At 47.2% G+C, this 21,939-nt stretch carries 19 protein-coding genes; 4 read left to right on the top strand and 15 right to left on the bottom strand.

The features are described 5' to 3' along the window. Window positions 1-15 precede the first annotated feature (15 nt). The 3 genes from ACYVD4_RS05550 to ACYVD4_RS05540 all read right to left on the bottom strand — a co-directional run bounded on the left by ACYVD4_RS05550 (window position 16) and on the right by ACYVD4_RS05540 (window position 2,209). Window positions 16-240 carry a Kazal-type serine protease inhibitor domain-containing protein gene (locus ACYVD4_RS05550; protein WP_460943261.1) on the bottom strand — a complete coding sequence of 75 codons (225 nt, stop codon included), beginning with the start codon at window positions 238-240 and terminating at the stop codon, window positions 16-18. Between the two features lie 99 nt (window positions 241-339). Beyond that, entirely contained in the window at window positions 340-1,353 is a 1,014-nt protein-coding gene (locus ACYVD4_RS05545) for a 3-hydroxyacyl-CoA dehydrogenase family protein (protein WP_460944740.1), read from the bottom strand. A gap of 115 nt (window positions 1,354-1,468) precedes the next feature. After that, the gene (locus ACYVD4_RS05540; RefSeq protein ID WP_460943259.1) at window positions 1,469-2,209 is read right to left on the bottom strand and encodes an EcsC family protein; all 741 of its coding nucleotides are present in this window, start codon (window positions 2,207-2,209) and stop codon (window positions 1,469-1,471) included. 109 nt (window positions 2,210-2,318) lie between these two features. Here ACYVD4_RS05540 and ACYVD4_RS05535 point away from each other — a divergent pair, with 109 nt between their 5' ends. Then, the gene (locus ACYVD4_RS05535) at window positions 2,319-3,038 is read left to right on the top strand and encodes a murein L,D-transpeptidase catalytic domain family protein (RefSeq protein ID WP_460943257.1); all 720 of its coding nucleotides are present in this window, start codon (window positions 2,319-2,321) and stop codon (window positions 3,036-3,038) included. On the opposite strand, the gene ACYVD4_RS05530 is transcribed toward ACYVD4_RS05535, so the two are convergent. The 5 genes from ACYVD4_RS05530 to ACYVD4_RS05510 all read right to left on the bottom strand — a co-directional run bounded on the left by ACYVD4_RS05530 (window position 3,008) and on the right by ACYVD4_RS05510 (window position 8,572). Continuing rightward, a complete protein-coding gene (locus ACYVD4_RS05530; RefSeq protein WP_460943255.1) occupies window positions 3,008-4,240 on the bottom strand; it encodes a L,D-transpeptidase family protein in 1,233 nt (410 codons plus the stop codon). The two genes, ACYVD4_RS05535 and ACYVD4_RS05530, sit on opposite strands and share 31 nt — an antisense overlap. 135 nt (window positions 4,241-4,375) lie before the next feature. Continuing rightward, window positions 4,376-4,618 carry a hypothetical protein gene (locus tag ACYVD4_RS05525; RefSeq protein ID WP_460943253.1) on the bottom strand — a complete coding sequence of 81 codons (243 nt, stop codon included), beginning with the start codon at window positions 4,616-4,618 and terminating at the stop codon, window positions 4,376-4,378. A gap of 128 nt (window positions 4,619-4,746) precedes the next feature. Then, on the bottom strand, window positions 4,747-7,149 hold the full coding sequence (locus tag ACYVD4_RS05520; protein WP_460943251.1) for a gliding motility-associated C-terminal domain-containing protein: 2,403 nt from the start codon (window positions 7,147-7,149) through the stop codon (window positions 4,747-4,749). A gap of 159 nt (window positions 7,150-7,308) precedes the next feature. Continuing rightward, window positions 7,309-7,434: a hypothetical protein gene (locus tag ACYVD4_RS05515; RefSeq protein WP_460943249.1), complete on the bottom strand. Its 126-nt coding sequence runs from the start codon at window positions 7,432-7,434 to the stop codon at window positions 7,309-7,311. Window positions 7,435-7,690: 256 nt separating this feature from the next. Beyond that, window positions 7,691-8,572: a sugar phosphate isomerase/epimerase family protein gene (locus ACYVD4_RS05510; protein ID WP_460943247.1), complete on the bottom strand. Its 882-nt coding sequence runs from the start codon at window positions 8,570-8,572 to the stop codon at window positions 7,691-7,693. 219 nt (window positions 8,573-8,791) lie between these two features. Between ACYVD4_RS05510 and ACYVD4_RS05505 the strand changes: the two genes are divergently transcribed. After that, a complete protein-coding gene (locus ACYVD4_RS05505) occupies window positions 8,792-9,994 on the top strand; it encodes a hypothetical protein (protein WP_460943245.1) in 1,203 nt (400 codons plus the stop codon). Window positions 9,995-10,045: 51 nt separating this feature from the next. On the opposite strand, the gene ACYVD4_RS05500 is transcribed toward ACYVD4_RS05505, so the two are convergent. After that, a complete protein-coding gene (locus ACYVD4_RS05500; RefSeq protein ID WP_460943243.1) occupies window positions 10,046-11,152 on the bottom strand; it encodes a Gfo/Idh/MocA family protein in 1,107 nt (368 codons plus the stop codon). 86 nt (window positions 11,153-11,238) lie between these two features. Next, window positions 11,239-12,699 (bottom strand): DEAD/DEAH box helicase, encoded by a 1,461-nt coding sequence (locus ACYVD4_RS05495; protein ID WP_460944738.1) that lies wholly within the window; start codon window positions 12,697-12,699, stop codon window positions 11,239-11,241. A gap of 274 nt (window positions 12,700-12,973) precedes the next feature. On the opposite strand from ACYVD4_RS05495, the gene ACYVD4_RS05490 reads away from it, so the two are divergent. Beyond that, window positions 12,974-14,077 carry an SMP-30/gluconolactonase/LRE family protein gene (locus ACYVD4_RS05490; protein WP_460943241.1) on the top strand — a complete coding sequence of 368 codons (1,104 nt, stop codon included), beginning with the start codon at window positions 12,974-12,976 and terminating at the stop codon, window positions 14,075-14,077. A gap of 61 nt (window positions 14,078-14,138) precedes the next feature. Continuing rightward, entirely contained in the window at window positions 14,139-16,226 is a 2,088-nt protein-coding gene (locus ACYVD4_RS05485) for a TonB-dependent receptor (RefSeq protein WP_460943239.1), read from the top strand. Window positions 16,227-16,301: 75 nt separating this feature from the next. On the opposite strand, the gene ACYVD4_RS05480 is transcribed toward ACYVD4_RS05485, so the two are convergent. The 5 genes from ACYVD4_RS05480 to ACYVD4_RS05460 all read right to left on the bottom strand — a co-directional run bounded on the left by ACYVD4_RS05480 (window position 16,302) and on the right by ACYVD4_RS05460 (window position 21,892). After that, window positions 16,302-17,318 (bottom strand): zinc-binding alcohol dehydrogenase family protein, encoded by a 1,017-nt coding sequence (locus ACYVD4_RS05480; protein WP_460943237.1) that lies wholly within the window; start codon window positions 17,316-17,318, stop codon window positions 16,302-16,304. A gap of 118 nt (window positions 17,319-17,436) precedes the next feature. Continuing rightward, window positions 17,437-18,228, bottom strand: a complete 792-nt coding sequence (locus tag ACYVD4_RS05475; protein ID WP_460943235.1) for an L-fucose dehydrogenase — start codon at window positions 18,226-18,228, stop codon at window positions 17,437-17,439. A gap of 49 nt (window positions 18,229-18,277) precedes the next feature. Continuing rightward, complete coding sequence (fucP, locus tag ACYVD4_RS05470) at window positions 18,278-19,531, bottom strand: L-fucose:H+ symporter permease (RefSeq protein ID WP_460943233.1); 1,254 nt, start codon at window positions 19,529-19,531, stop codon at window positions 18,278-18,280. Between the two features lie 108 nt (window positions 19,532-19,639). Then, complete coding sequence (locus ACYVD4_RS05465; RefSeq protein ID WP_460943231.1) at window positions 19,640-21,139, bottom strand: FGGY family carbohydrate kinase; 1,500 nt, start codon at window positions 21,137-21,139, stop codon at window positions 19,640-19,642. Window positions 21,140-21,202: 63 nt separating this feature from the next. After that, window positions 21,203-21,892, bottom strand: coding sequence for a 3-keto-disaccharide hydrolase (locus ACYVD4_RS05460; protein WP_460943229.1), 690 nt, complete (start codon window positions 21,890-21,892; stop codon window positions 21,203-21,205). Window positions 21,893-21,939 lie beyond the last annotated feature (47 nt).

Genomic DNA, 21,939 nt, shown 5'->3' with positions numbered 1-21,939 from the left:
AAATGAAACACTCTGTTAGTTAGCTCCAGTTGAGCATTCTCCTGACGAAACAATCCGAATACCAACTGCCCCAGCCAGACAGGCATTGCCATAGGTTTTACCGTTACAACCGCAAACCGGCTCATATTGCTGCGTACAGGCTACGTTCGAATTAGGACTTTCTATGCAATCAGCTTCTACCTGATCTTTTTTACAACTTAACAACCCTAACAGCAGCAGGGAGGATATGACCATTTTCATACGAAAAAACTGTTGTTTACATGTTAATGACTCTTAAAATGAAACAACAGTTGGAACGTAGTGGCGCTACGTCTGTAACTAGTCATAAGCTTATTTACACTACGTAGTACGTTCGGTTTCGGGCGTACTGTCGGATTGTTGCCGTTCCTTTAATTTTTGCTGAACTATATCGGCCGGATATTTTAGGGCTAGTTTCCGGATTTCGTAGCTGAATTCGGTAAACGTTTCCTCCCAAAGCTGTGCTTCTTCGGGTGTATATGCATGAAATCCTTTCGCGTTTGCCACGCCTTTTCCGCCTTCCCGAACAATCTGGTCAATAAGCTTAGGCACCTTTGTATCATTATTGAGGGTAGGCAGCAGGTCTTTCATAACCGTATGATAGGCAGGTACTCCCGTTAAATCCATCCAGCGAAAAACACCCACCAGTGTCATAAAATAACCCGCGTTGTTTCGGCACGACCGATCTACATCTTCGACCGTAGCGTAACCGCCTTCCACCAGACTGATGGCTTCGCGGTACATGGCATACATCAACCGATTGGTTATAAAACCGGCAATGTCTTTACGTACCAGAATCGGTTCTTTGCCCCAACGGGCCGAAAGTTCATAGAGGTATTCACCCTTCTGCACATCCGTCTGATCGCCACAAATTATTTCCAGAAAACGGGTGGTATGCGCGGGCTCGGCCCAATGAAGCCCCAGAAAGCGAGCCGGATTTTTTATCAGCGTTTGCAGTTTACTGATCGGTATAGCCGACGTATTGCTGGTAATCAACGTATCGGCCGACACAATGGCTTCTATTTTTTTCAGTACTGTATCTTTGATTCCGATATTCTCAATCGTACACTCAATTACCAACTGACACGGACGTAGTGCGGCATAATTTTCTGTAATCGTCAGATGCTGGGTGTAAAAATCTGGCGGCTGTTGAATGAGCCCGTTGGCCCGTGAATTTGTCAGGTGCTCGTCGATACGTTTCCGGGCATGCTGCAAATCATCGGATATCGGCGCAACGGCCACCACCGGATGCCCTGCAATCAACAGACAGGTGGCAATGCTACATCCCATGAGTCCAAGCCCTACTATACCCACTACAATTTCCTGTGTATTCATCACATTGGTCGTTTCTGGCGCAGGTTGTTTGATCGGTTTCCAACGCCTGTTACTCACTAAATGATGAAACATTCGTTTCTACTTATCGATAGAAAATTACGTTTCTAGAAATTGGCTATTCTGGAAGCAGCGCCTTCTTTTCAGCAATCAGTCGCATCCGATAGGCATTCATGGCTGTTCGGCCCAGTTGGTTTACGAGTCTGTAATTGACAACAATGCCTACAGCGGCCCCAATGCCGGGAATAAGCTGAGCCAACTTAGCGAGGTCGATATAATCGCGGTATTCCTGCTGGAAGGTGAGCCAGTCGAACTGGTTAATATCGTCGGGAAGCTGACGACTATGTTCGGGCCAGTCGGCCAGGTACTGATACACCGTTTGCCGACGCTCCTGACTCGAAAACGCCAGTTGAAAAATATAGAGAATATAAACCCGCTCTCGATAATCCTCGACTGAATAGCCGTATAGACTCGAAATCTCGAACAGCATTTTCATTTTAAGCGTCAGCAGGATTGGGAAATCGGCCATACTGAGCCAGAAACCTCCAGCCCCCGTTACACCACCTTCGGCCGCGCTGGTCTTTTTATAAAATTCGATACGTTTGGCAACGGCGGCTTCTCGCTGAGTAAAACTTAGCCCTTCGGCTGGTTTTCGGTTCAGAAACTGCGCACCGAATAGTACCGCCCGAGTCATCTGTTTGATGGTAGCCGTAATGACATCGTGTACGCGCTTAGGTATGATCCGGTTGATGCGTCGCTGCCAGGAAGTTGAGAGCTTATCGAAGCCCGAAGGTGGTTTTTGCATGGCCTGCTGCCAACGGATCAACTCGGCCTCAACGGCTTTTTCGTAAGGGTTCATGATTAGGTAATGTAGCGAAAAAATGATACCTTCAACGAATTAAAACGTCTATAGGGATGTTTAGTGTATGTATCCATTCTTATAAACCTTTTTGTACCCATTTATAAGCATGAAGAATATTCTTTTGCTTCTGGTTGCTCTGGTCGTCATTTATTTCGCCAGTACCGGATCCAAAGCTAACCGTACCGTAACTGAAGCAGCTCCTGCTGCAACGTCTAAAAAAACAGTATCCTTAGGCCATCTATCCGTTTACGACCAGCTTAACCTGAGTCAGAGCGGTTTACAACGTGATGTATTTGAATACGCACTGCGTGGCTGGCAAAAAATGGATACTACTAAGGCAATGTTGACGATCGTTGACCTCAGCCAACCCTCCAATCGGAAACGGCTGTATGTGGTCGATTTGTTCAATAAAAAACTACTTTTCAATACCTACGTATCGCACGGCCGTAATTCCGGCGATCTGCTCCCAACACAATTTTCCAATACGCAGTCGTCGTTTCAAAGCAGCTTAGGGTTTTATCAGACGCTCAATACATATATGGGCCGTCATGGACTTTCACTGCAATTGAAAGGACTTGAAAAAGGCTTCAACGACAACGTCTACAACCGGAACATTGTATTGCATGGTGCCGATTACGTTTGCGAGGATATCATCAAAAAAACAGGCCGACTTGGTCGTAGTCAGGGTTGCCCAGCCGTTCCTTATGCCGATTCAAAAGGAATTATTCAGGCTGTTAAAGGCGGGTCGTGTCTGTTTGTTTATTCTCCCAATACTCAGTACCTGAAAGAATCCTCTTATTTGGCTTCTCCATATATGTCTTTATAAAAGCGGAGCTTTCCGTTGGCATCTACATCAGCAATATTGTAGGTAATAAAAACCGGAAAAGGCTTCGGAATTTTGAGAGCACTTGGCTTCTGATCAACCAGACATTTGTTCATAAAATCGTCGGTAAACGTTTCGGCACCCAGCACAAGATTGGCTAACTCAACGGGTTTTTGTACTCGTACACACCCATGACTTCGCCAACGGTCGGTTGTCAGTTTAAACAAGTCGCGGCTGTTGGTATCATGTAGATAGATAGCGAGCGGATTTGCCAGTTCAAACTTTAGCAGTCCAAGTGAGTTTTCACAACCCGAAGCCTGCCGAACCCGGTAAGGGAAATTCGTTTCTGAAACATTGTCCCAATCCACATCTTCCGGATTCACTTCTCGTCCTTTGTCGTTCAGAATCTGAAAATTCTGGTTATAGACGTAGCCCATATCCTTTTTGATGTGTGGCACGATTTCTTCGAGGGCAATTTTTTGTGGTACGTTCCAATACGGATACGCCACAATTCCCTGAATATAAGTAGTCATACAAGGCGTTTGCCGGTCAGGTTTTCCGGCAATAACCTGCATGGGCAACAACCGCTGTCCGGTCTTGTCGAATACGTTCAGTTCGCCCGCCGGGATGTTCACCAATACAAAACGATCAGGGTCGAACCGATTTACGTAGCGGTAAAAATTGAGTGTTTGCCGTATCAGACGTAGCGAATCAGCAATTGACGGATGTGTAGCTGCTTTTTTCCGAAGGCGATTGTAGTGACCAACTAATTGATTATACGGGCGGAACGTAGCAAGTGCTGCCAGCGATTGGCCGGAACGTAGCGCTTTCGTATTTGTTGACCAGGCTGAATCCACTGACTCTTTCAACCCGCTAAAGGCCAACCTCGATGGTTTTTTTCCATAGCGCACTTCCATCAGCAACTGCTTCATATTAGCCTCCAGTTTTAACACGTCGGTCTTCAACGTAACAGCATAGCGGCTCGTATCAATACCAACAGAATCGGCGTAAAGGCAGATCTGATGAAATAACAATTGTGTTTGCTGTCGTTCCTTTTCAGCTTGTTTGCGTTTCTGTTCCAGCCGGGCAGTTTCTTTAGCGGCTTCCTGCTTTTTCACCAGCCATTTCCCTAAAAAAACCAGAATTACAATACCGGCAATAATAGCGGCAGCAATTCCTATTTTACGTTTATCAAGATTCTTCATTAGTTGTTGTGAATGTGTATTTTCTATCCTCTATAACGTATCAGACTGGTAATTGGTTACTGCTTCACTACGCATAACTTTTTCCTGAAGTGCATAAAAAAGGGCAACTCGTTGTGAGTCACCCTGTTCGTTGGCTTAACTATAAGCCGGTTTGTCGATGTCTGGTTTGTTTGGATTTCGGTTCGGGTGTTTCATACGAACATTAGCGGCCAGTTTATCACCATCCATATATTCTTCTTCCAGTTCGTCAGGAGCTAATTCTTCCGGGTCGATCTCACTACCAGGGCCGCTGGTACCTTCTACTGACTGGTCGGCCAGACCGGCTGGCGAAATGGCTTGTTTAGCTCTGATGATGTCTTCTTTGTCTTGATTTTCCATAGCTCTCCTTCCACTTTTTTTGTCCTTGATTAACCCGTCAGCTAACGTAATGTTTGCTTAAAACCGTACTCAAACCGATTATTTCAGGCTTATTTTCGCAGAAATTAACATGCGCAAGCCGATCACGTTTAACGTAGTATGGTTAATTGTCCGCGATACGTAGTAGCCGACGGTTCTGCACCGGTACGTATCTGATACGTATACACACCCGCTGGCACGAGTTCATTATGATACGTACCATCCCACGATTTGGTGTAACCCTGCGAGAAGAAAACCAGTTCGCCCCAACGGTTGTAGACAAACACTTCACAACCCGGAAATGACCCTGCATTCGGAATAACCCATTCATCATTTACACCGTCATTGTTTGGTGAAAAAGCATTCGGAATATACAGAGGTTCAATGATTTCGACCCGAACCGCAAGCGTTGCCGAACAACCTGCCGACGTAACTGCAGTTACGACATAAGGTGTGGTTTCGAGCGGGCTGGCCATTGGCGATGCTACGTCGGACTGACTGAGCGATGCCGATGGATTCCAGACGTAACGGCTAACGGGTTCATTGGTCTGCGTTGTTAACTGAACACTACGTCCTTTTATTAGCCGATACGTTTCCTTTCCTGTCAGACTTAGGCCGGGTGCCACTACTGCCTGACGACTTTGCACTGCCCGACATCCTTTGTCAGATGTGTACGTATAGGTAATGGTATGTTGCCCAACTCCGGCCTGACTGGGGTCGAAGCGATTATCAAAAACACCTGCCCCCGTATAAGCCCCCCCATCGGGTTGACCACGTAACGTAACGACTTCGGTATAGCCGAAACAAAACGCTGGTATCGAATCCAGTTGTGCAATCGGCTGTTCATACTGAGTCAATGTCAACGATTCAGAACTAGCCGTACATCCACTTGGAGCGGTTACCGTAAGTCGATAAACTCCGGCCTGACTTACCCAGTATTTATCGGTTCGATTAGCCTGTGCTACGTTGTTACGTTGCCAGAGATAGTTGTTTCCAGTTTCAGCGATTGCCGAAATCTGTACTGAATCATTGGGGCAAAACGTTTGGGTCGGAACATTAATTTTTGCGGCTGGACGCGGATTAATGACAACACTCAAGGTATCCTGCCCTTCACATACGGCTCGTGCGGGTTTGGCCAGCACCTCATACTTTCCTGATTGAATTACCCGAAGCAAAGACTGCTGTTCGCCTGTAATATCTACGCCGTTACGTCGCCAGCGATAGGTATAATCTGGTTGTCCTTCGGCCTGTATCCTTAAAGTATCACCCACACAATATGGTTTCGCTACCGTGAGTGACAGTTTTACGGGCGGAGCGGTTACGATAGTTATTTTTACACCTAGCGACGATGTATCGTTAGCACAGGAATTGGCCCGGCTTTTTACAACGGTATATACCCCCGACTCCCGTATCTGTAACGAATCAGACGTAGCGCCAGTCAGGTTGCTGCCGTCTTTCTGCCACTGATAGGCCCAGGTTGGGTTTTTCTCGACCGATAATATAAGTGGCTGACTTCCGCACCAGGCGAGGTCGGTGGTGTTACGGCCATTTGCCAATACGACAGGAGCCGGAGGAGTATTGCGAGAACAATCGACTACAGGTAATTGAAAATCTCGCCGGATAACACCAATACGTTCCCCATTCCGAAACTCTTCACATTGTACAGTAAACAAATACAGCCCTTCCTGCGTGGCCCGAACCGTTAACAAACCCGTTGTTGGACTGATGGACAATGCCGGATTGCCTGGTATAATATTCGATAAACCATAGCCCGTAGCCCAGCTCACCGTCGGGTAACTGTTTCGTGGTGCTGTGCTCGTGGTACTTGGTGCTGTTTTGGTTGTGTATCCATTTAGTGGTGTAACCAGCGAGTAGCGGAGTTCGTCTCCGTCGGCATCTGTAGCACTAACATTGAACGTAAATGGCTTATTGATGCAGATGTAATCGCCGTTAGGAAGTCGAAAATCGGGAGCCGAGTTTATGAAATTCGTTCCGTTTTTAATCATGGGCGGAAACTCCAGATAAAAAACCATAGCAACTCCGGCCGCCCCCGACGTATTGATATTCGTTAACCCATCATTTCGGCAGCAACGCTCCCACACCATATAGTAACCACCGGGGTCGGTATATTGGGTAGGATCAAACTGATACGTAGCATAATAACGGCCTTCTGTGACGCTCAACTTTCGAAGTGTAGCACACGCTATGTTATCGAACGTAAGTGGAACCTGTTCCTGAAGTCTGATTTCAATACGTTCGATCAGGCGGGGATTTTGCTTTCGAAAAACCAATAAGGTAACAGACGGGTCCTGATTGCCGGTCCCGCTCTGGGTTGCATCCCAATACTGATTGAGCTGGATCCGAAACAATCCTGGCGTCGCTCCCACAGCCCGCATACTCAAATCGCCCCCAATAATATGAACTGCCCAAAGCTTAGTTGATACCCACAGGCAGATTACCAGAGTCAGATAAGTTATGCGTTGTTGGGACTTTCCAATACCAACAGCTTGCATAATACCGATTCATATTACCAGACTTTCTTAGAAGACGTTACGGAATCTTATATTGAATATAAGCAGATTACACCAACCAACGGTTTAGTTAGTAGGTATGAATTAGTATACGGTCAACAATTCGATGGTTAGTCTACCAGACTCAGTGTCAGGTTGACCTTATTTAGAGAAGAAACCTCTGGCAATCAGATAGGGAATCAGAATCCACAGCAGCCCTTTGATCAGAAAGAAAAGGAAGCCCAGCCAGCCAACGCGTTTGAGCCAGTATTTGAAGCGCTCATTCATGCGGTAAAGATAACGATTTATACAGGCAACGCTACGTATGTTTAAGCTTCTCCTTTGGCCAAACCTATCTTTGGTATCTTTTCTACGTTATATATCAAATTGATTTTAGTCCTCTAGCTACTACGCCTACAGACAGGTTTCGGTTGCGGCCAGTAAAGTATTACCTGCTACGTTCATATAAAATGATTGGAGTCTAATAACAAGTAAAAGTACAAAATTCCATTTATAGAGATTACCGTGCGAAATGGTCGATTGGCTACGCTTTCGCAATCATCCGGTCGAATACGTCTCGTTGTTCTTTCATCGATTTTATCTTGTCGGCCGGGTTCGTATGACATTCGAGCAAGACCCAGCCGTTGTAGTTCATTTTCACCAGGTTATTCAGTAAATCCTGATACGGATAATCGGTTCGGTCGAGTTCACGCACATGGAGAGTGGCTCCGAAACGGTCTTTTACCAAATCGAAATTCGACTGAAACCCGTTTCCGTTCAAATCCTGCGGATTACAATTCCAGCAGATAGTGGCATTGGGATGATTGGCTACATCCATAATCTTTTTGGTATTCGGCAATTCCTGAGTTTCCTGCCCATGTACTTCGAGCCGAAGCTGCTGCCCAAATTCAGCCGCGTAACGAGCCAGTATATTCAGCGACTCGCCAATCTGAGTTAATGTTTTTTCGGCGGGCACTTCTTTATGTAGCGCATTAGGTTTCACTTTCACGCCCGTTCCGCCCACGTCGGCACTCAGACGAATAAACTCTTTAGTCCGTTCAATTGATGCTTTTAGCTTGTCGGGTTCCAGGTAATCGTACTGCTGATTTGTGCCTAAACCAACCAGTTTAACGGGGCTATCAGCAAATCGCTTTTTCACTTCCGAACGTTGCGAAGGTGTTAAGTCGGGCATTACGTTGTGTGCATGTTCTACCCGTAGTTCAACACCTAGAATGTTGGTATCAGCACAATTTTTAATGAGTGTAGGCAAGTCCCAGTCTTTTCCCCACAGATACGTAACAAAGCCAAGTTTAACCGCTGACTGCTTTTGTACCTGTTCCGTTGCCCAGACTCCCCCCGAAACCAGCGAGGCCCCAGCCAGCAAAGAAAGTTCTTTCAGAAATGTTTTTCTATCAATAGCAGACATAACCAGTGGGTTTAATGAGTTAAAGACGTAGCGGTACGTTAATAAAATCCGGTTTTTAACCAGATAAAGTTTATCCTTTCTTATTGTTACTTATCGAATAAGTAAGGCTTCTGATACTATTTTCTTTGATACGTAATGCAACGGATATTTACGATTTTGCATCAATGATAAACCAAAGACAACGATTGTTGTCAAATACGCAAAACCTGAACTTTAGCCATGCTACGCTCTCTACTGCTTTCCGTTTTGACAGCCCTTCTGCTGACTGCGTGCAGCAGTGGCAAAACAGCCCTCCATCGCGGCAAATTTGATCTGGCCGTAAAGAAAGCTTCTCAACGATTAAACCAGCCCCGTGGCATCTCAAAACGAGGGCATGAGCTGGCTACGTTGGTACTGAAAGATGCGTTTAAAAGTGCATACGACCAACATCAGAGTATTATCCGGCAACTTTCTTCTGCCAATTCAGCGGCTCCTAATCAAACACCAACCTTTCGTTGGGAAACGGTTTATAAAGAATATAGTCAACTACAAACGCTAACTGACAACGCACGTTCGGGTAACTGCGCAGGTTGCACCGAATGGCTATCAGCTTATCCGATTTCTTATGCAGAACAACAACACGAAATTCGGCAGTTGGCAGCCGCCGACCGCTATGAATTTGCAGAACAGGCGTTTGTATTTCGGGAAGACAATCGATTGGCAGCTAAAGATGCGTATATAAACTACCGTAAGGCTAATGAATGGGTTAGTGATTACAAACAGGCACGCGGAAAAGCCGAAGACGCACTTCCCTTTGCTATTTTGCGGGTGGTAGTCGAACCATTGAGCCCGACGCCAGAGCTGAGTCAGCACGACAATCTGGAACTACAGCAACTCATTTTTCGGCAGATTGGCCAGAATACGGCTCCATCAACCTTCGTCCGTCTGTATCCACCCGACCCACAACCAAGTGAATTTGTAGCTGGCGATGGCTATCCGATTCATGAAGCCATTCAGATGGTTGTCAGTGGCTACATGCCCTTTCGCGAGAATCAATCCTCATCCTGCACAACCGTCTATAGCAGTCAGGAATATAAAGTCGGGGAGAAAAAAATCAATGATTCTACCAAAGTAGATATCATGGAGAAAGTGAAAGGCACACTTACTACGTATCGTCGGGAGATTTATGCGAGTATGGATATGCGCATACGATCGATCGATACGCAAACGGGGAAAGTATTATGGGAAGACCCTATTGGTGAGACCCGTAGCTGGGTTACCGAATGGGAATCGTTTAGTGGCGACGATCGGGCGCTCAATGGACATTCGCTGAAAAGTGCAAACGCATTTCCGCCCAACCGCTGGCAGTTACTTGATAGTATGCGCGACGATCTGGCCCGAGACGTAGCCAGCCGACTCCGATATCGATACGCCAAAGAATGAAATGGATAATGTTTTACAAACTATTTTTCATTCTTCACTATTCATTATCAATTACGTATAGTTAATCTGAATTTTGCGGCCGGTTTCGGCGGCTTGTAGAATGGATTCGATAAGCTTCATGTCTTTCCAGCCTTCTTCTCCCGATGCTTCCGGCTTCGTTTTTGAGCGGATTGACTGAACAAAGGCATCCATCTGGGCAATCTGCTGAAAATGGGGCGATGGTACGTCCATAGGCCCTTTACTAGTGATTCCCTGTGCGCCGGTAGCGTTGTACGACGGTTCAAGTTTGAACCAGCCACGTTCACACGTAGCATAGAGCCGATCCACATAAGACGAATACGTAGTGCTGCAATGAGCCACCGTACCGCCCGGAAATTCGAACTGCCAGAATACCGTTTCGTGAATATCTTTGAAGTGCTCTTTATCGAATGTATAGGCCTGTGCTGTTACGTTGATCGGGTCTAATCCCAACGTTCGGCGGGCACCCTGAATGGCGTAAATACCCAAATCCATAATGGCTCCCCCCCCACCAATTTTCTTGTCCAGCCGCCACGAATTTGGGCCGGGAACCGTGAAGCCCAGTCCTGACTCAATCACTTTTACCTGACCGAACGTTTTCTCAGCCGCCAATCGACGCATTTCCAGATGATGAGGTTCAAAATAGAGTCGATACCCAATCGACAACTGAACGTTTGCTTTTTCGCAAGCCACAATCATCTGCCGGGCTTCGGTTGTGTTCATTGCCATCGGTTTCTCGCAAATGACATGTTTGCCCGCCTGAGCCGCCCGAATGGTGTATTCAGCATGTAGAAAATTGGGGAGTACTACGTATATGATGTCGATATCCGGATTGTTCCGAATCTGGTCGAACGTCTGATAAGTATAGATATTCTTTGCCGGAATTGCGTATTTGTCGGCCCACGTTTTCGCCTTATCGGGCGAACCCGTTACGATACCAGCCAGATAGCAGTGTTCCGTTTCGAGTAAGGCCGGAGCCAGTTGATTAGTAGCATAATTACCCAGCCCCACCAATGCAATACCTAATTTCTTGGGAGCAGGCTCCTCAGCCGCAAATAGATTTTGGGGCTGGGTCAACAAACCGCCAGCGGTTAAAGCCAGTGTTTGCAGGGAAGTTCGACGAGAAATAAGATTACGCATATAGCAAACTGGTTTTCAAACGAAAAGACACAAAAAAAGACAGCCCGTTGCAAACGTTAGGCTGTCGATCAGGTACTATATTGTCTCTATTCGCTGGCGGGTATCGATGTAGATGAATTTTGCTCCGAAGAACCTCCTTCTTTGCGAGGTCCACGCCGACGCTTTTTGCGCGGTTTTGCTTTAGTTTGTCCTTCTAAATTTACTGGAACAACACCCGGCTCATGTACTGCCGCTGGAGGTACTGAGCCTTCAGCACGAGGTTGATTATCCGAAGAAACCGAATTGCGTCGCCGTTCGTTACGTCCGTCTGGTTGCTCACCTGTTGAAACTCCTTCCTGACGGGGTTTCCCGCTACGTCCTCGTTTCCGGTTTCGATTCCGCGAATTATCGCTCGGACGACCTTCACTACGTTGTCCCTCTCTCCGAAACCCACTGAACCGTTTCGGATCAAAAATCGGGGATTTGCCTAAACCAAGCTCCTCCGTAATGGATTGTTTATCGACCTCACGCTCAATAAGTTTCTCGATACGTGTAATCCGATTCTGATCCTGATCGCTAATGAACGTAATGGCTGTTCCAGTGGTGGCCGCACGAGCAGTACGTCCGATCCGGTGTACATAATCTTCTGCATCACGCGGAATGTCATAGTTCACTACGTGCGTCAGGTTGTCGATATCGATACCTCGCGACAGTACGTCGGTAGCGACCAGAATCGGAAAGGCTTTATTTTTGAAATCACGTAGCACGACTTCCCTATCATCTTGTTCGAGGTCGGAGCTTATGCCTCTTGCTTCGTAATTAAGCTTGTTCAACGCCCGAACGATGCTGTTAACTTCCGCCTTTTTCGACGTAAACAACACCATGCTCTGCACTGGCTTCGGGCTGTTCGTGATCAGGTGAGCCAGTAGCGGAAGTTTCTGATTATCGTATGCCAGATAAAACTGCTGATCGATGCCCGCAGCGGGTTTCGAAACTGCCAGCCGAATTTCTTCAGGTTCGTTCAGAATTCGCTTCGAAAACTCCCGGATTTTATTCGGCATCGTGGCCGAAAACAACAGCGTCTGCCTCTTTTTGGGGATTTTGGCAACAATATTCAGAATGTCGTCCGAAAAGCCCATGTCCAGCATTTTGTCGGCTTCGTCGAGAACGAGGTAATCAAGTTTTCCAAAATCGACGTAGCCCAATTGCATGTGTGCAATCAACCGACCGGGGGTTGCAATAATGATATCAGCTCCGGTTTCAAGCGCCCGGCGTTGTTTATCCCAGTCGTCGCCTTTTCCGCCCCCGTATATTGCAATACTATTGGCTTCAACAAAATAACCGAAGCCTTCTACCTGCTCATCTATTTGCTTAGCCAGTTCACGCGTTGGCACCAGAATAAGCGTGCTGGTGTGATCGTGATTGCCGTGTGAAATGCGATCGAGAAGTGGAATCAGGTAAGCGGCCGTTTTGCCGGTACCGGTCTGAGCACTGGCGATGAGGTCGTGCCCTTCGAGAATTTTGGGTATAGCCATCTCCTGAATGGGAGTGGCTTTAAGGTAGTTCATGGCATCTACACCGGCCAGCAGGTCGTCGTGCAGATTAAATTCCTGAAATGTCAAGGTTCAGCTTCGTAAATGGTGAAAAACCGCTGACCCCAACTTCCCGGTCAGCAAACCGTCGCTTCGACGATCCGATTGATTTGTAACAAATATACCAAAAAGGGGGAATTTTTCTGATTATCCCATCATTCACGTAGTAGACTTATTTTATGGTATATTCTGGGCCATCAATAACCTTCCCACAACTTGCCAGTTATACCCGAAGAAGTCTGCTACGTGAATGATGAAAAACTTATTTACAATTTCCTTATTGATAATCAGCAGGTTGTTAACTAATGCTCAATCAACTCCAGTTGGCAATCTGGAAACTGTTGCTGAATTTGGTAAACACCAGTGTATTGGGTTGGCGGTTGCTCAGCCGAAACCTGATGGCCCGGCACGTATTTTCGTTACGTTCCCCAAGAATCCGGAGAATTATGATTATGGTTTGGCGGAGATACGTAACGGAAAACGTTACCCCTATCCGAACGCTGAATGGAATCATTGGGATTCGCTGAATCCAGAAAATCGTTTCATGAATGTTCAGGCACTTTTCGTCGATCAATCCAATGCACTCTGGGTACTTGACCCTGCTAATCCGGCTGGTCAGAAAGCTTTACCTTCTGGAATTAAACTCCTAAGAATCAACCTTCAAACGAATCAGGTTGAGAAAATTTACCGATTCGATGATTTACCCCGCGAACGACTTGGCCTCAACGATGTGCAGATCGACACGCGCCGACAAAAAGCGTATCTATCTGATCCTGGCCGTGCGGCTATTGTTGTACTGGATTTGATCTCAGGCAAAAGTCGAACTGTCCTGGAGAACGATAAATCGACACAGGCCGATCCGAATTTTGTGCTACGTATCGACGAAAAGGACGTTCGAGATAAGCAGGGTAATCCGTTTCGGAGTAATGTTAACGGCATTGCGTTAACCCACGATTTCAAGTATTTTTATTTTCGACCAATTACGCAAACCAAACTGTTTCGGATTGCGGTTGACGATTTAGTAAATCCGGCCTTATCGCCCACCGAATTATCAGAACGTGTAGAGGATATGGGCGAAACAGGCGTCTCGCACGGAATGATTGCCGATGCTAAAGGAAACGTTTATCTCACCGACTCTCCCGGCAAAGCCATTCGCTATTTCACCCCAGATCGTCAGCTAAAAATGCTTGTGCAGGACAACCGTTTACTCTGGCCCGATAGTTTCGGTATCGGAGAGGATGGTTTTTTATACGTAACAGCGGCTCAAATTCAACGTACAAAACGGTACAACGATGGTCAGGATAAAGTCGATTATCCGTTTGGCTTATATCGGGTGAAGTTGCCGGATAAATAGCGATAGTTTCCCATCAAAGCTTACTTTTCTGTTTACCTTTTATGCTACTTTTGGTAGCCTTATGAAAAACTACTACTCACTCGCAGGTTTCTTTCTTCAATTGCTTAGCCCAGTGGCTTTGCTCGCTCAAAATGTCCCGCAATCATCGCTCGAAGACACGCTACATCTCAACGAAGTGGTGGTTCGGGGATATGCCACTAACCGACGATTATTAGAGACACCGGCCTCAGTTGGTCTACTCACACGCCGGGATTTGAATCAGCGATTTGGTACGCCAACGCTCGTTCCGGCACTTAATACGTTGCCGGGTGTTCGTGCCGATGAACGGTCACCGGGAAGTTATCGGCTTGCCATTCGGGGAAGTGCTATTCGATCGCCGTTTGGGGTGCGAAACATTAAAACGTACTGGAACGAGATGCCACTTACCGATGCAGGTGGCAATACGCCACTCAATGCACTGGATGTGCGCGCACTAGGCCGGGTTGAGGTAATAAAAGGGCCGTCGGGGAGTCTGTACGGAGCCGGAACAGGCGGTACTGTTTTGTTTAGTGGTTTAACCGTTCCTTCGGGTAAAAGCAGTGTCGAACTGTCGGCATTGGGTGGAAGTTATGGCTTGTACGGAAATGGGGTTTCGTTGCAAACGGGGAAAAACAATTCCGCTATTTCCCTAAATTACAACCACTTACAAAGCAATGGCTACCGCGATCAAAGCGCAATGGTTCGCGATAATCTGAGTTTGGCAGCCTCTTTTAATGTGAACCCTAAACAGACGGTTTCGATTCTGGGATTCTATTCGGATTTACATTATCAAACGCCCGGCGGACTGAATGAAGCTCAGTTTAAAGCGAATCAGCGAGCGGCCCGTCCGGCAACAGTTACCCTACCCGGTAGTGTAGAACAACAGGCTGGTATCTACCAACGCATTGGTTATCTGGGCGTTTCGCACGAGTACCGCTGGAATGACCGCATTCAGAATACAACGGTCATTTATGGTTCCAACACCGATTTCGCCAACCCATTTATTACGAATTACGAACGACGTACCGATCAAGGTCTGGGGGGACGTACCATTACGCAATTCCGCTTCCCAAACAGCCCGTTACCAACCACAGTAACTGTCGGAGCCGAGTTACTACGTACGTTTATTGTTGACCGCAATTTTGGTAATCGACGTGGTGTAGCCGATACGATTCAAACTGACGAAGAACTTACCGCCCGGCAGTCGACGCTGTTTTTACAGGCAGAAACCGAACTTCCTGCCCGATTCCGTCTTACGGCTGGTCTGAGTCGTAACGACGTTCGGTATGGATTCACCCGCTTCCCGATACGTACTGGAGATCCTGCCGCTACGTTACTCACCCGCGATTTCACCCCCGTATGGCTCCCCCGTCTGGCGCTGCTACGTACGTTTGGTCAGAATATGTCGGCTTTTGTCAGCATCAGCACCGGATATTCGGCTCCATCAAGTCAGGAAGTGCGTCCGTCGGCAGGTGGTTTTAACACAACGCTTAATTCCGAACGAGGAACTAGCTATGAAATTGGTCTGCGTGGTTCGGCTCTCAACAATAAACTGCATATCGACGTAGCACTTTACCAATTCCAGCTCCGCGAAACCATTGTTCGCCGATCTGACGCAGCCGGAGCAGAGTATTTCGTAAACGCGGGACGTACTGCCCAGCAAGGATTGGAAGCACAGATTCTTTATGATGTGCGCGCAACTAACGTCGATCTTCGTTTCTGGAATAATCTGACGCTCACTAATTACCGATTCAAAGATTACCAGCAGGGAGCCGCCGATCTATCCAATAACCGGATTCCGGGCGTAGCTCCAGTGACTAACGTTACAGGTATCGACGCAGATTTTAAACTCGGGCTGTACGCTCATCTGACGTATCAGTTTCTCAATCCGTTTGCACTCAATGATGCTAATACCGTTTCGTCCCTTCCTACTCGATTATTACAGGCTACGGTCGGTTTTCGGCGGAATCTTGGCGAACACTGGACTTTGGATGTATACGTTAGTGGCGATAACCTCCTGAATCAGACGTATTCGCTGGGTTACGATCTTAATGCGCTGGGCAACCGTTTCTTCAACGCGTCTCCCACAAGAAACATCATCGGTGGCGTTCGATTGAACGTTAAGTGGTAGTTCAGACAGTTATTTAACCGCAAAGATCGCGAAATCACTTCGCGATCTTTGCGGTTAAATAATTTTCAAAGAACCTTAATTAAGCTCCACCATTGCTTTAATAACGCCATTGGCAGGATTGAGCCAGCCAGCAAATTCATCTTGAACCTGACCGAACGTAACGCGGTGGGTGATATACGTAGTAGGATCGACCTGACCATTTTTCATGGACGTAATGACGTGTTCAAAATCCTGTCGGGTCGCATTTCGGCTACTCATCACCGCAGCTTCCCGCTTGTGAAACTCCGGGTGACTGAACGAAACCTCACCTCTCTGCAATCCAACCAATACGTAACGGGCACTATGCGCCATGTACTGAAACGCATTATTAATCGCCCGCTGGCTTCCGGTTGCATCGATGACCACCGTAGGCATATCGCCATTGGTAATTGCCATCAACTGTTCCGTTACGTCAGGATCAGTAGCCACAACGGTGTGCGCAACTTTTAGTCGATTTTTACAAAAAGCGAGTCGACTTTCGTTAATATCCAGCGCAATAACGTTTCCACCCGCAATCCGGGCGAACTCCATAACACCTAAACCGATTGGGCCAGCGCCAATTACCAGCACCCATTCGCCCGGTTGAACAGCCGCCCGTCGAACGCCATGCGCCCCAATTGACAACGGCTCAACCAGAGCCAGTTCATCATAGCTCAAGCCATTTCCGTGAATGAGTAATCTTGTCGGCACCGAAAGGTATTCGACCATGCCGCCATCAGAATGCACGCCATACACATTAAGGCTGGAACAGCAATTCGTTTTACCAGCTCGGCAGGCAACACAATTTCCACAATTAACATAAGGCAGGAACGTAACGGCTTCACCCACTACGAAACCAGACGTAGCGTCTGTTTCTATGATTTCGCCAGCCAGTTCATGTCCTAAAATTCGGGGGTAATTGAAAAAAGGCTGGGTACCCTCGAAGGCGTGTAAATCGGTTCCGCAAATGCCTATTCGACGGATTCGCAGGAGCGTATTACCGGGCGTCCATTCGGGTTTCGTTCCCGTTTGATACGTTAATTGCCCCGGTGTTGTACAGACTAGAGTTTGCATAAGTTTTTAATCAGTTGGCTCCGACAGGCTCTGGCTGTCGACTACGTAATAACTATCTGGTTATTCGCTAATGCGAAACCGACAGCCGGAGCCTGTCGGAGCCACCACCCGCGTTACGTTAAGACGCATTTGCCAAAGCCCGGTCCAGATGAACGTAACCGCCATCGACGTAGAGCAGTTGGCCGGTGGTATGACTCGAACATGACGAGAGTAAAAAGGCCGTTGTGTTGGCAATTTCTTCAGCCGTGGTCATCCGGTTTTCGAGTGGAATTTTATCGACAATTGTTGCGAGTTTTTCCTCTGGATTTGGCAGCGTCTGAATCCATTTTTCGTAAAGCGGAGTCCAGCATTCGGCAACGATAATGGCATTGACCCGAATGCCATATTTCAACAATTCAACGGCCCATTCGCGGGTAAGCGCGTTACGTCCACCATTGGCTGCTGCGTAAGCCGATGTGCCACCTTGTCCTGTTTCGGCGGTTTTTGAGCTGATATTCACAATAGCTCCTTTCGATTCTTTCAAAGCTGGTAAAGCATTTTGTACGATCAGGTAATAATGCACCAGATTTTTGTGCAACGACGCCATAAATGCCTCATAATTACCTGTTTCAAGGCCAACACCGTCGTTTACTCCGGCATTGTTCACAACGCCATCAATACGTCCGAATTTAGCCAGAGCAGCCTCTACGGCCTTCTTCGATTCGTCGGGTTGCGTCAGTTCAGCCACCACCTGAAAAGCCTGTTGCCCGGCGGCTTCCAGTTCGGCCACAACTTTCTGATTATCCGCTTCGTTACGTCCGATAATAACCGGAATGGCGCCTTCTGCGGCCAGCACTTTCACAATGCCTTCGCCAATGCCTTTAGCTCCTCCCGTTACGAGAATGACCTTGTTTTGCAGTTTTAAATCCATGTGTAATCTCTGTTTTGTGTACCAGACAAGTCCTAAAATCAATACGTTATTAATGTGAAGCCGCCAGTTTCACTTTTTTGACCGAAAAATTTCTGACCGCAAAAAACAGGACTGGCAGGAAGCAGCATGCCGGTACCAGATAAGCCGTTTGCATGGTGCTCATATCCGATATAAGTCCCATCAACACGGGAAAAAAAGCTCCTCCCATAATGGCCATAATGACCAGCGACGAACCCAGTTTGGTTTTGGCACCCAGGCCGCGAATACTTAGCGCGAAAATGGTTGGGAACATGATCGACATAAAGAATTCAACGCCAATCAGAGCATAAACCGAAATCATACCTTTCGCCAGAATGGCGGCTACCAATAAGCCAATGTTTAGCACGCTGTAAATAGCCAGCAGACGTGGGGGCGTAACGTAGCGCATCAGGAACGTACCAAAGAAGCGTCCAATCATGAACCCGAGCAAGGCAATTGACAGCCAGTCGGCCGCCGATTTTTCGCCCAAACCAGCCGCCTGTCCGCTGAAACGAATGAAGAAACTGCTGATACACACCTGAGCACCTACGTAGAAAAACTGTGCAACAACGCCCAGAATCAGGTTTTTCTCAGTCAGAATAGAGCCTGTATTGGTAGAGGGTGAATCTTCCTCTTCGTTAATCGTTGGCAGAGTTGTGCGGCTAATCAGAATAGCCACCAGCAACACCACGGCTCCAATAATCAGAAACGGCATCTGAACGGCCGATGCTTCTTCTTTTAGATAGGCTTCGAACTGTTCGGGAGCCATTGCCTGTTGCTCAGCCGCTGAGAGATTCCGACCAGAGAGGATGAAACGCCCACCAAGCAATGGGGCAAGAAAAGCGGCTAATCCATTGAACGACTGGGCAAAATTTAGGCGTTGCGTAGCCGAATCAGGATCTCCCAGTACGGTGATATACGGATTAGCAGCCGTTTCGAGTAAGGTCAATCCACTGGCAATAATGAATAATGCAACTAGAAAAAACGTAAAATGCCGAAGTTCAGCCGCCGGATAAAACAGGAACGTACCACCTGCAAACAGCAGTAATCCTAACGTAATACCGACCTTATATCCATATTTCTTCATGAACAATCCGGCGGGTAGCGCAACCAGAAAGTAAGCGATGTACGATGCCGAATCGATCAGTGCAGATTGTAAATCAGTAAGTTGGCAGGCTTTTTTTAGGTGAGGAATCAGAATTGGATTCAGGTTCAGGGCAAAGCCCCATAAAAAAAACAGTACCGTAATCAGGGCTACGGCAAAACGGTTAGTCGGTTTAGACACTGGCTAAGGCAGTTAATTTAGGAATGCATAGTTATGGCAAAGAACGGATATTTACCAACGCTGGTATACTATAAATTTACCTTGATAACGTGCTATCTTAGCAAACTTCTAGTTACCGACAGCTAACTGCCAGCCCTCATAAGCTACTTCGACACCCGACGTATCGGTTGCTGGCATTACGCCTATCTTTCCTTTATTGAGTTCCTGCAAATGAGCTAAATCCCGATACGTTCCTGTTTTTAAACCTGCCAGATAAGCGGCACCTAATGCCGATACGTCGGGCATATCCCGATTTGCTACGGGCTTCTGAAGCACATCGGCCAGAAATTGCACGACAAATTTGTTGGCACTGATGCCTCCATGCACCATCAATTCAGCCAGCGGAACACCCGTATCCTGTTCCATCGCCGTAATTACATCCTTTATCTGATACGGAATCGACTCAAGAGCTGCCCGAACCAGATGCGCTTTGGTGGTTCCGAAGGTTAGCCCTGTAATTGATGCTTTACGAGCCATTTGCCAGTGGGGAGCGCCCAAGCCACTGAAAGCGGGCACCATATACACACCGCCATTGTCGGCCACCGACGTAGCCAGTGCTTCGGTTTCGCGACTATCGGCAAACAGATTCAGGCTATTTTTCAGCCATTCAATCGTACCGCCACACGTAACGATAACGCCTTCCAACGCATAGTCTACCGAATGTCTGCCCGACTGTTCTTCGGTACTCCAGCCAATGGTCGTTACCATACCATGCTGCGACGTAGCCGGTTTTTCTCCGATGTTCATGATAATCGAACAACCCGTTCCCAGCGTTGCCTTAGCCGTACCGGGGAAAAAGCAACCTTCCCCAAAAGCGGCCGCGTGTGAGTCGCCAATAAGGCTGGTTATGGGTAAGTTTCGGCTAATCAACCCATTGAAATTCGATTCACCGAATAGGTACGACGACGGTTTTGGCTCGGGCAGGTTCAGCGTTGCCAATCCGAACGTAGCGAGCAATTCCTGATCCCATTGTAACGTAGTAAGATTGAAAAATAACGTTCGGGAAGCGTTGGTGAAATCGGTCAGGTATTTCTCGCCGTTCGTTAATTTATACAATAACCACGTATCGACCGTACCGAAATAAGCTTTTCCGGCATCGATAGCCTGCCGCACTGCTACGTTGTTTTCGTATAACCAGATGAGCTTGGTACCCGAAAAATAAGGGTCGATAAACAGGCCGGTTTTCGCCCGAACCGTTTCCTCTAAACCCGCTGCTTTGAGCCGTTCGCAAACCGAAATTGAGCGTTTACATTGCCATACTATTGCATTGTGCAACGGAGTTCCGGCCTCATCCCATATCACAAACGTTTCGCGCTGGTTCGAAATACCACAGCCCGTAATCGCAGTCACGTCTCCTCCAGACGCCATAAACGTAGCAAGGCATTTTTCGACCGAAATCAATACGTTCTGAAGAATTTCGTCAGGGTTCTGTTCAACGTAACCATCGCCGAAATAACTGGTATTCAGCGGCTCCGAAGCTCGTGCAGCTACTTTACCGTTCTGATCGAACAGAATTGTTTTGGTGCTACTAGTGCCTTGGTCGATGGCGAGGATATATGAATGGTTCATGAAACGATAAAAATCAGCGTCCCGACAAATCTTTTATTTTCGGGAAGATTCAAAAAATGGTGGTTAACGTAGTGGCTTTACCGATACTTCTTTAAAGAATACGATATCGTGTTCGCCATGATTTTGCAGACCTATATAACCCGAATTCGGTCGGGTACCACGATACGGTTCGAAGTCAAATTTGCGTTTGGGAACGGCATCACCCTCCTTGTAGTCAGTCACTTTCACGCCATTGACTAACACAATTGTACGTGGTCCATCCAGCGTAATATCCATCGTATTCCATTGAGGACCGGGTTTGCCGGGTTTTGCCAGCGGCTTCGAGAGCGAATACAATACGCCTGTTACGTGGTAATCGTCTTCATCAGAAGCTTCTGGGTTGTTGTCGATTTGCACCTCATAGCCGTAATGCACGGGCATCCACTCTTCGCGTGGTTCAACGGGAATTCGAATGTACACGCCCGAATTGCTATTGGTTTTTTCCATTCTGTACACAACCCGAATGGTACAATTGCCGAATTTCTCTTTCGTATAATACAAAAGTCCCATGCCGCCATGCCCCCGAATTTGCCCCTTTTCGACCGACATACTTCCTTTTCCAACGTGTTTCCAGCCAGTCAGATCAGTACCGTTGAACAGCTTTCGCCAATTGGCCGACGTACTAGATTTTGGTGCTGTTTGCCCCAGAACAGACAACGTAGTGAACAGACAAATACTGATAAATCCGAAAAAGCAAAAACGTAGTGAACGCATAGAAATAATAGATTTTACAGGTACTTATTAAAAACGAACGAACCTGC

This window comes from Spirosoma daeguense (assembly GCF_054776875.1).
Note: the sequence above shows the minus strand (reverse complement) of the source record. Positions and strands in the feature narration are given on the sequence as shown.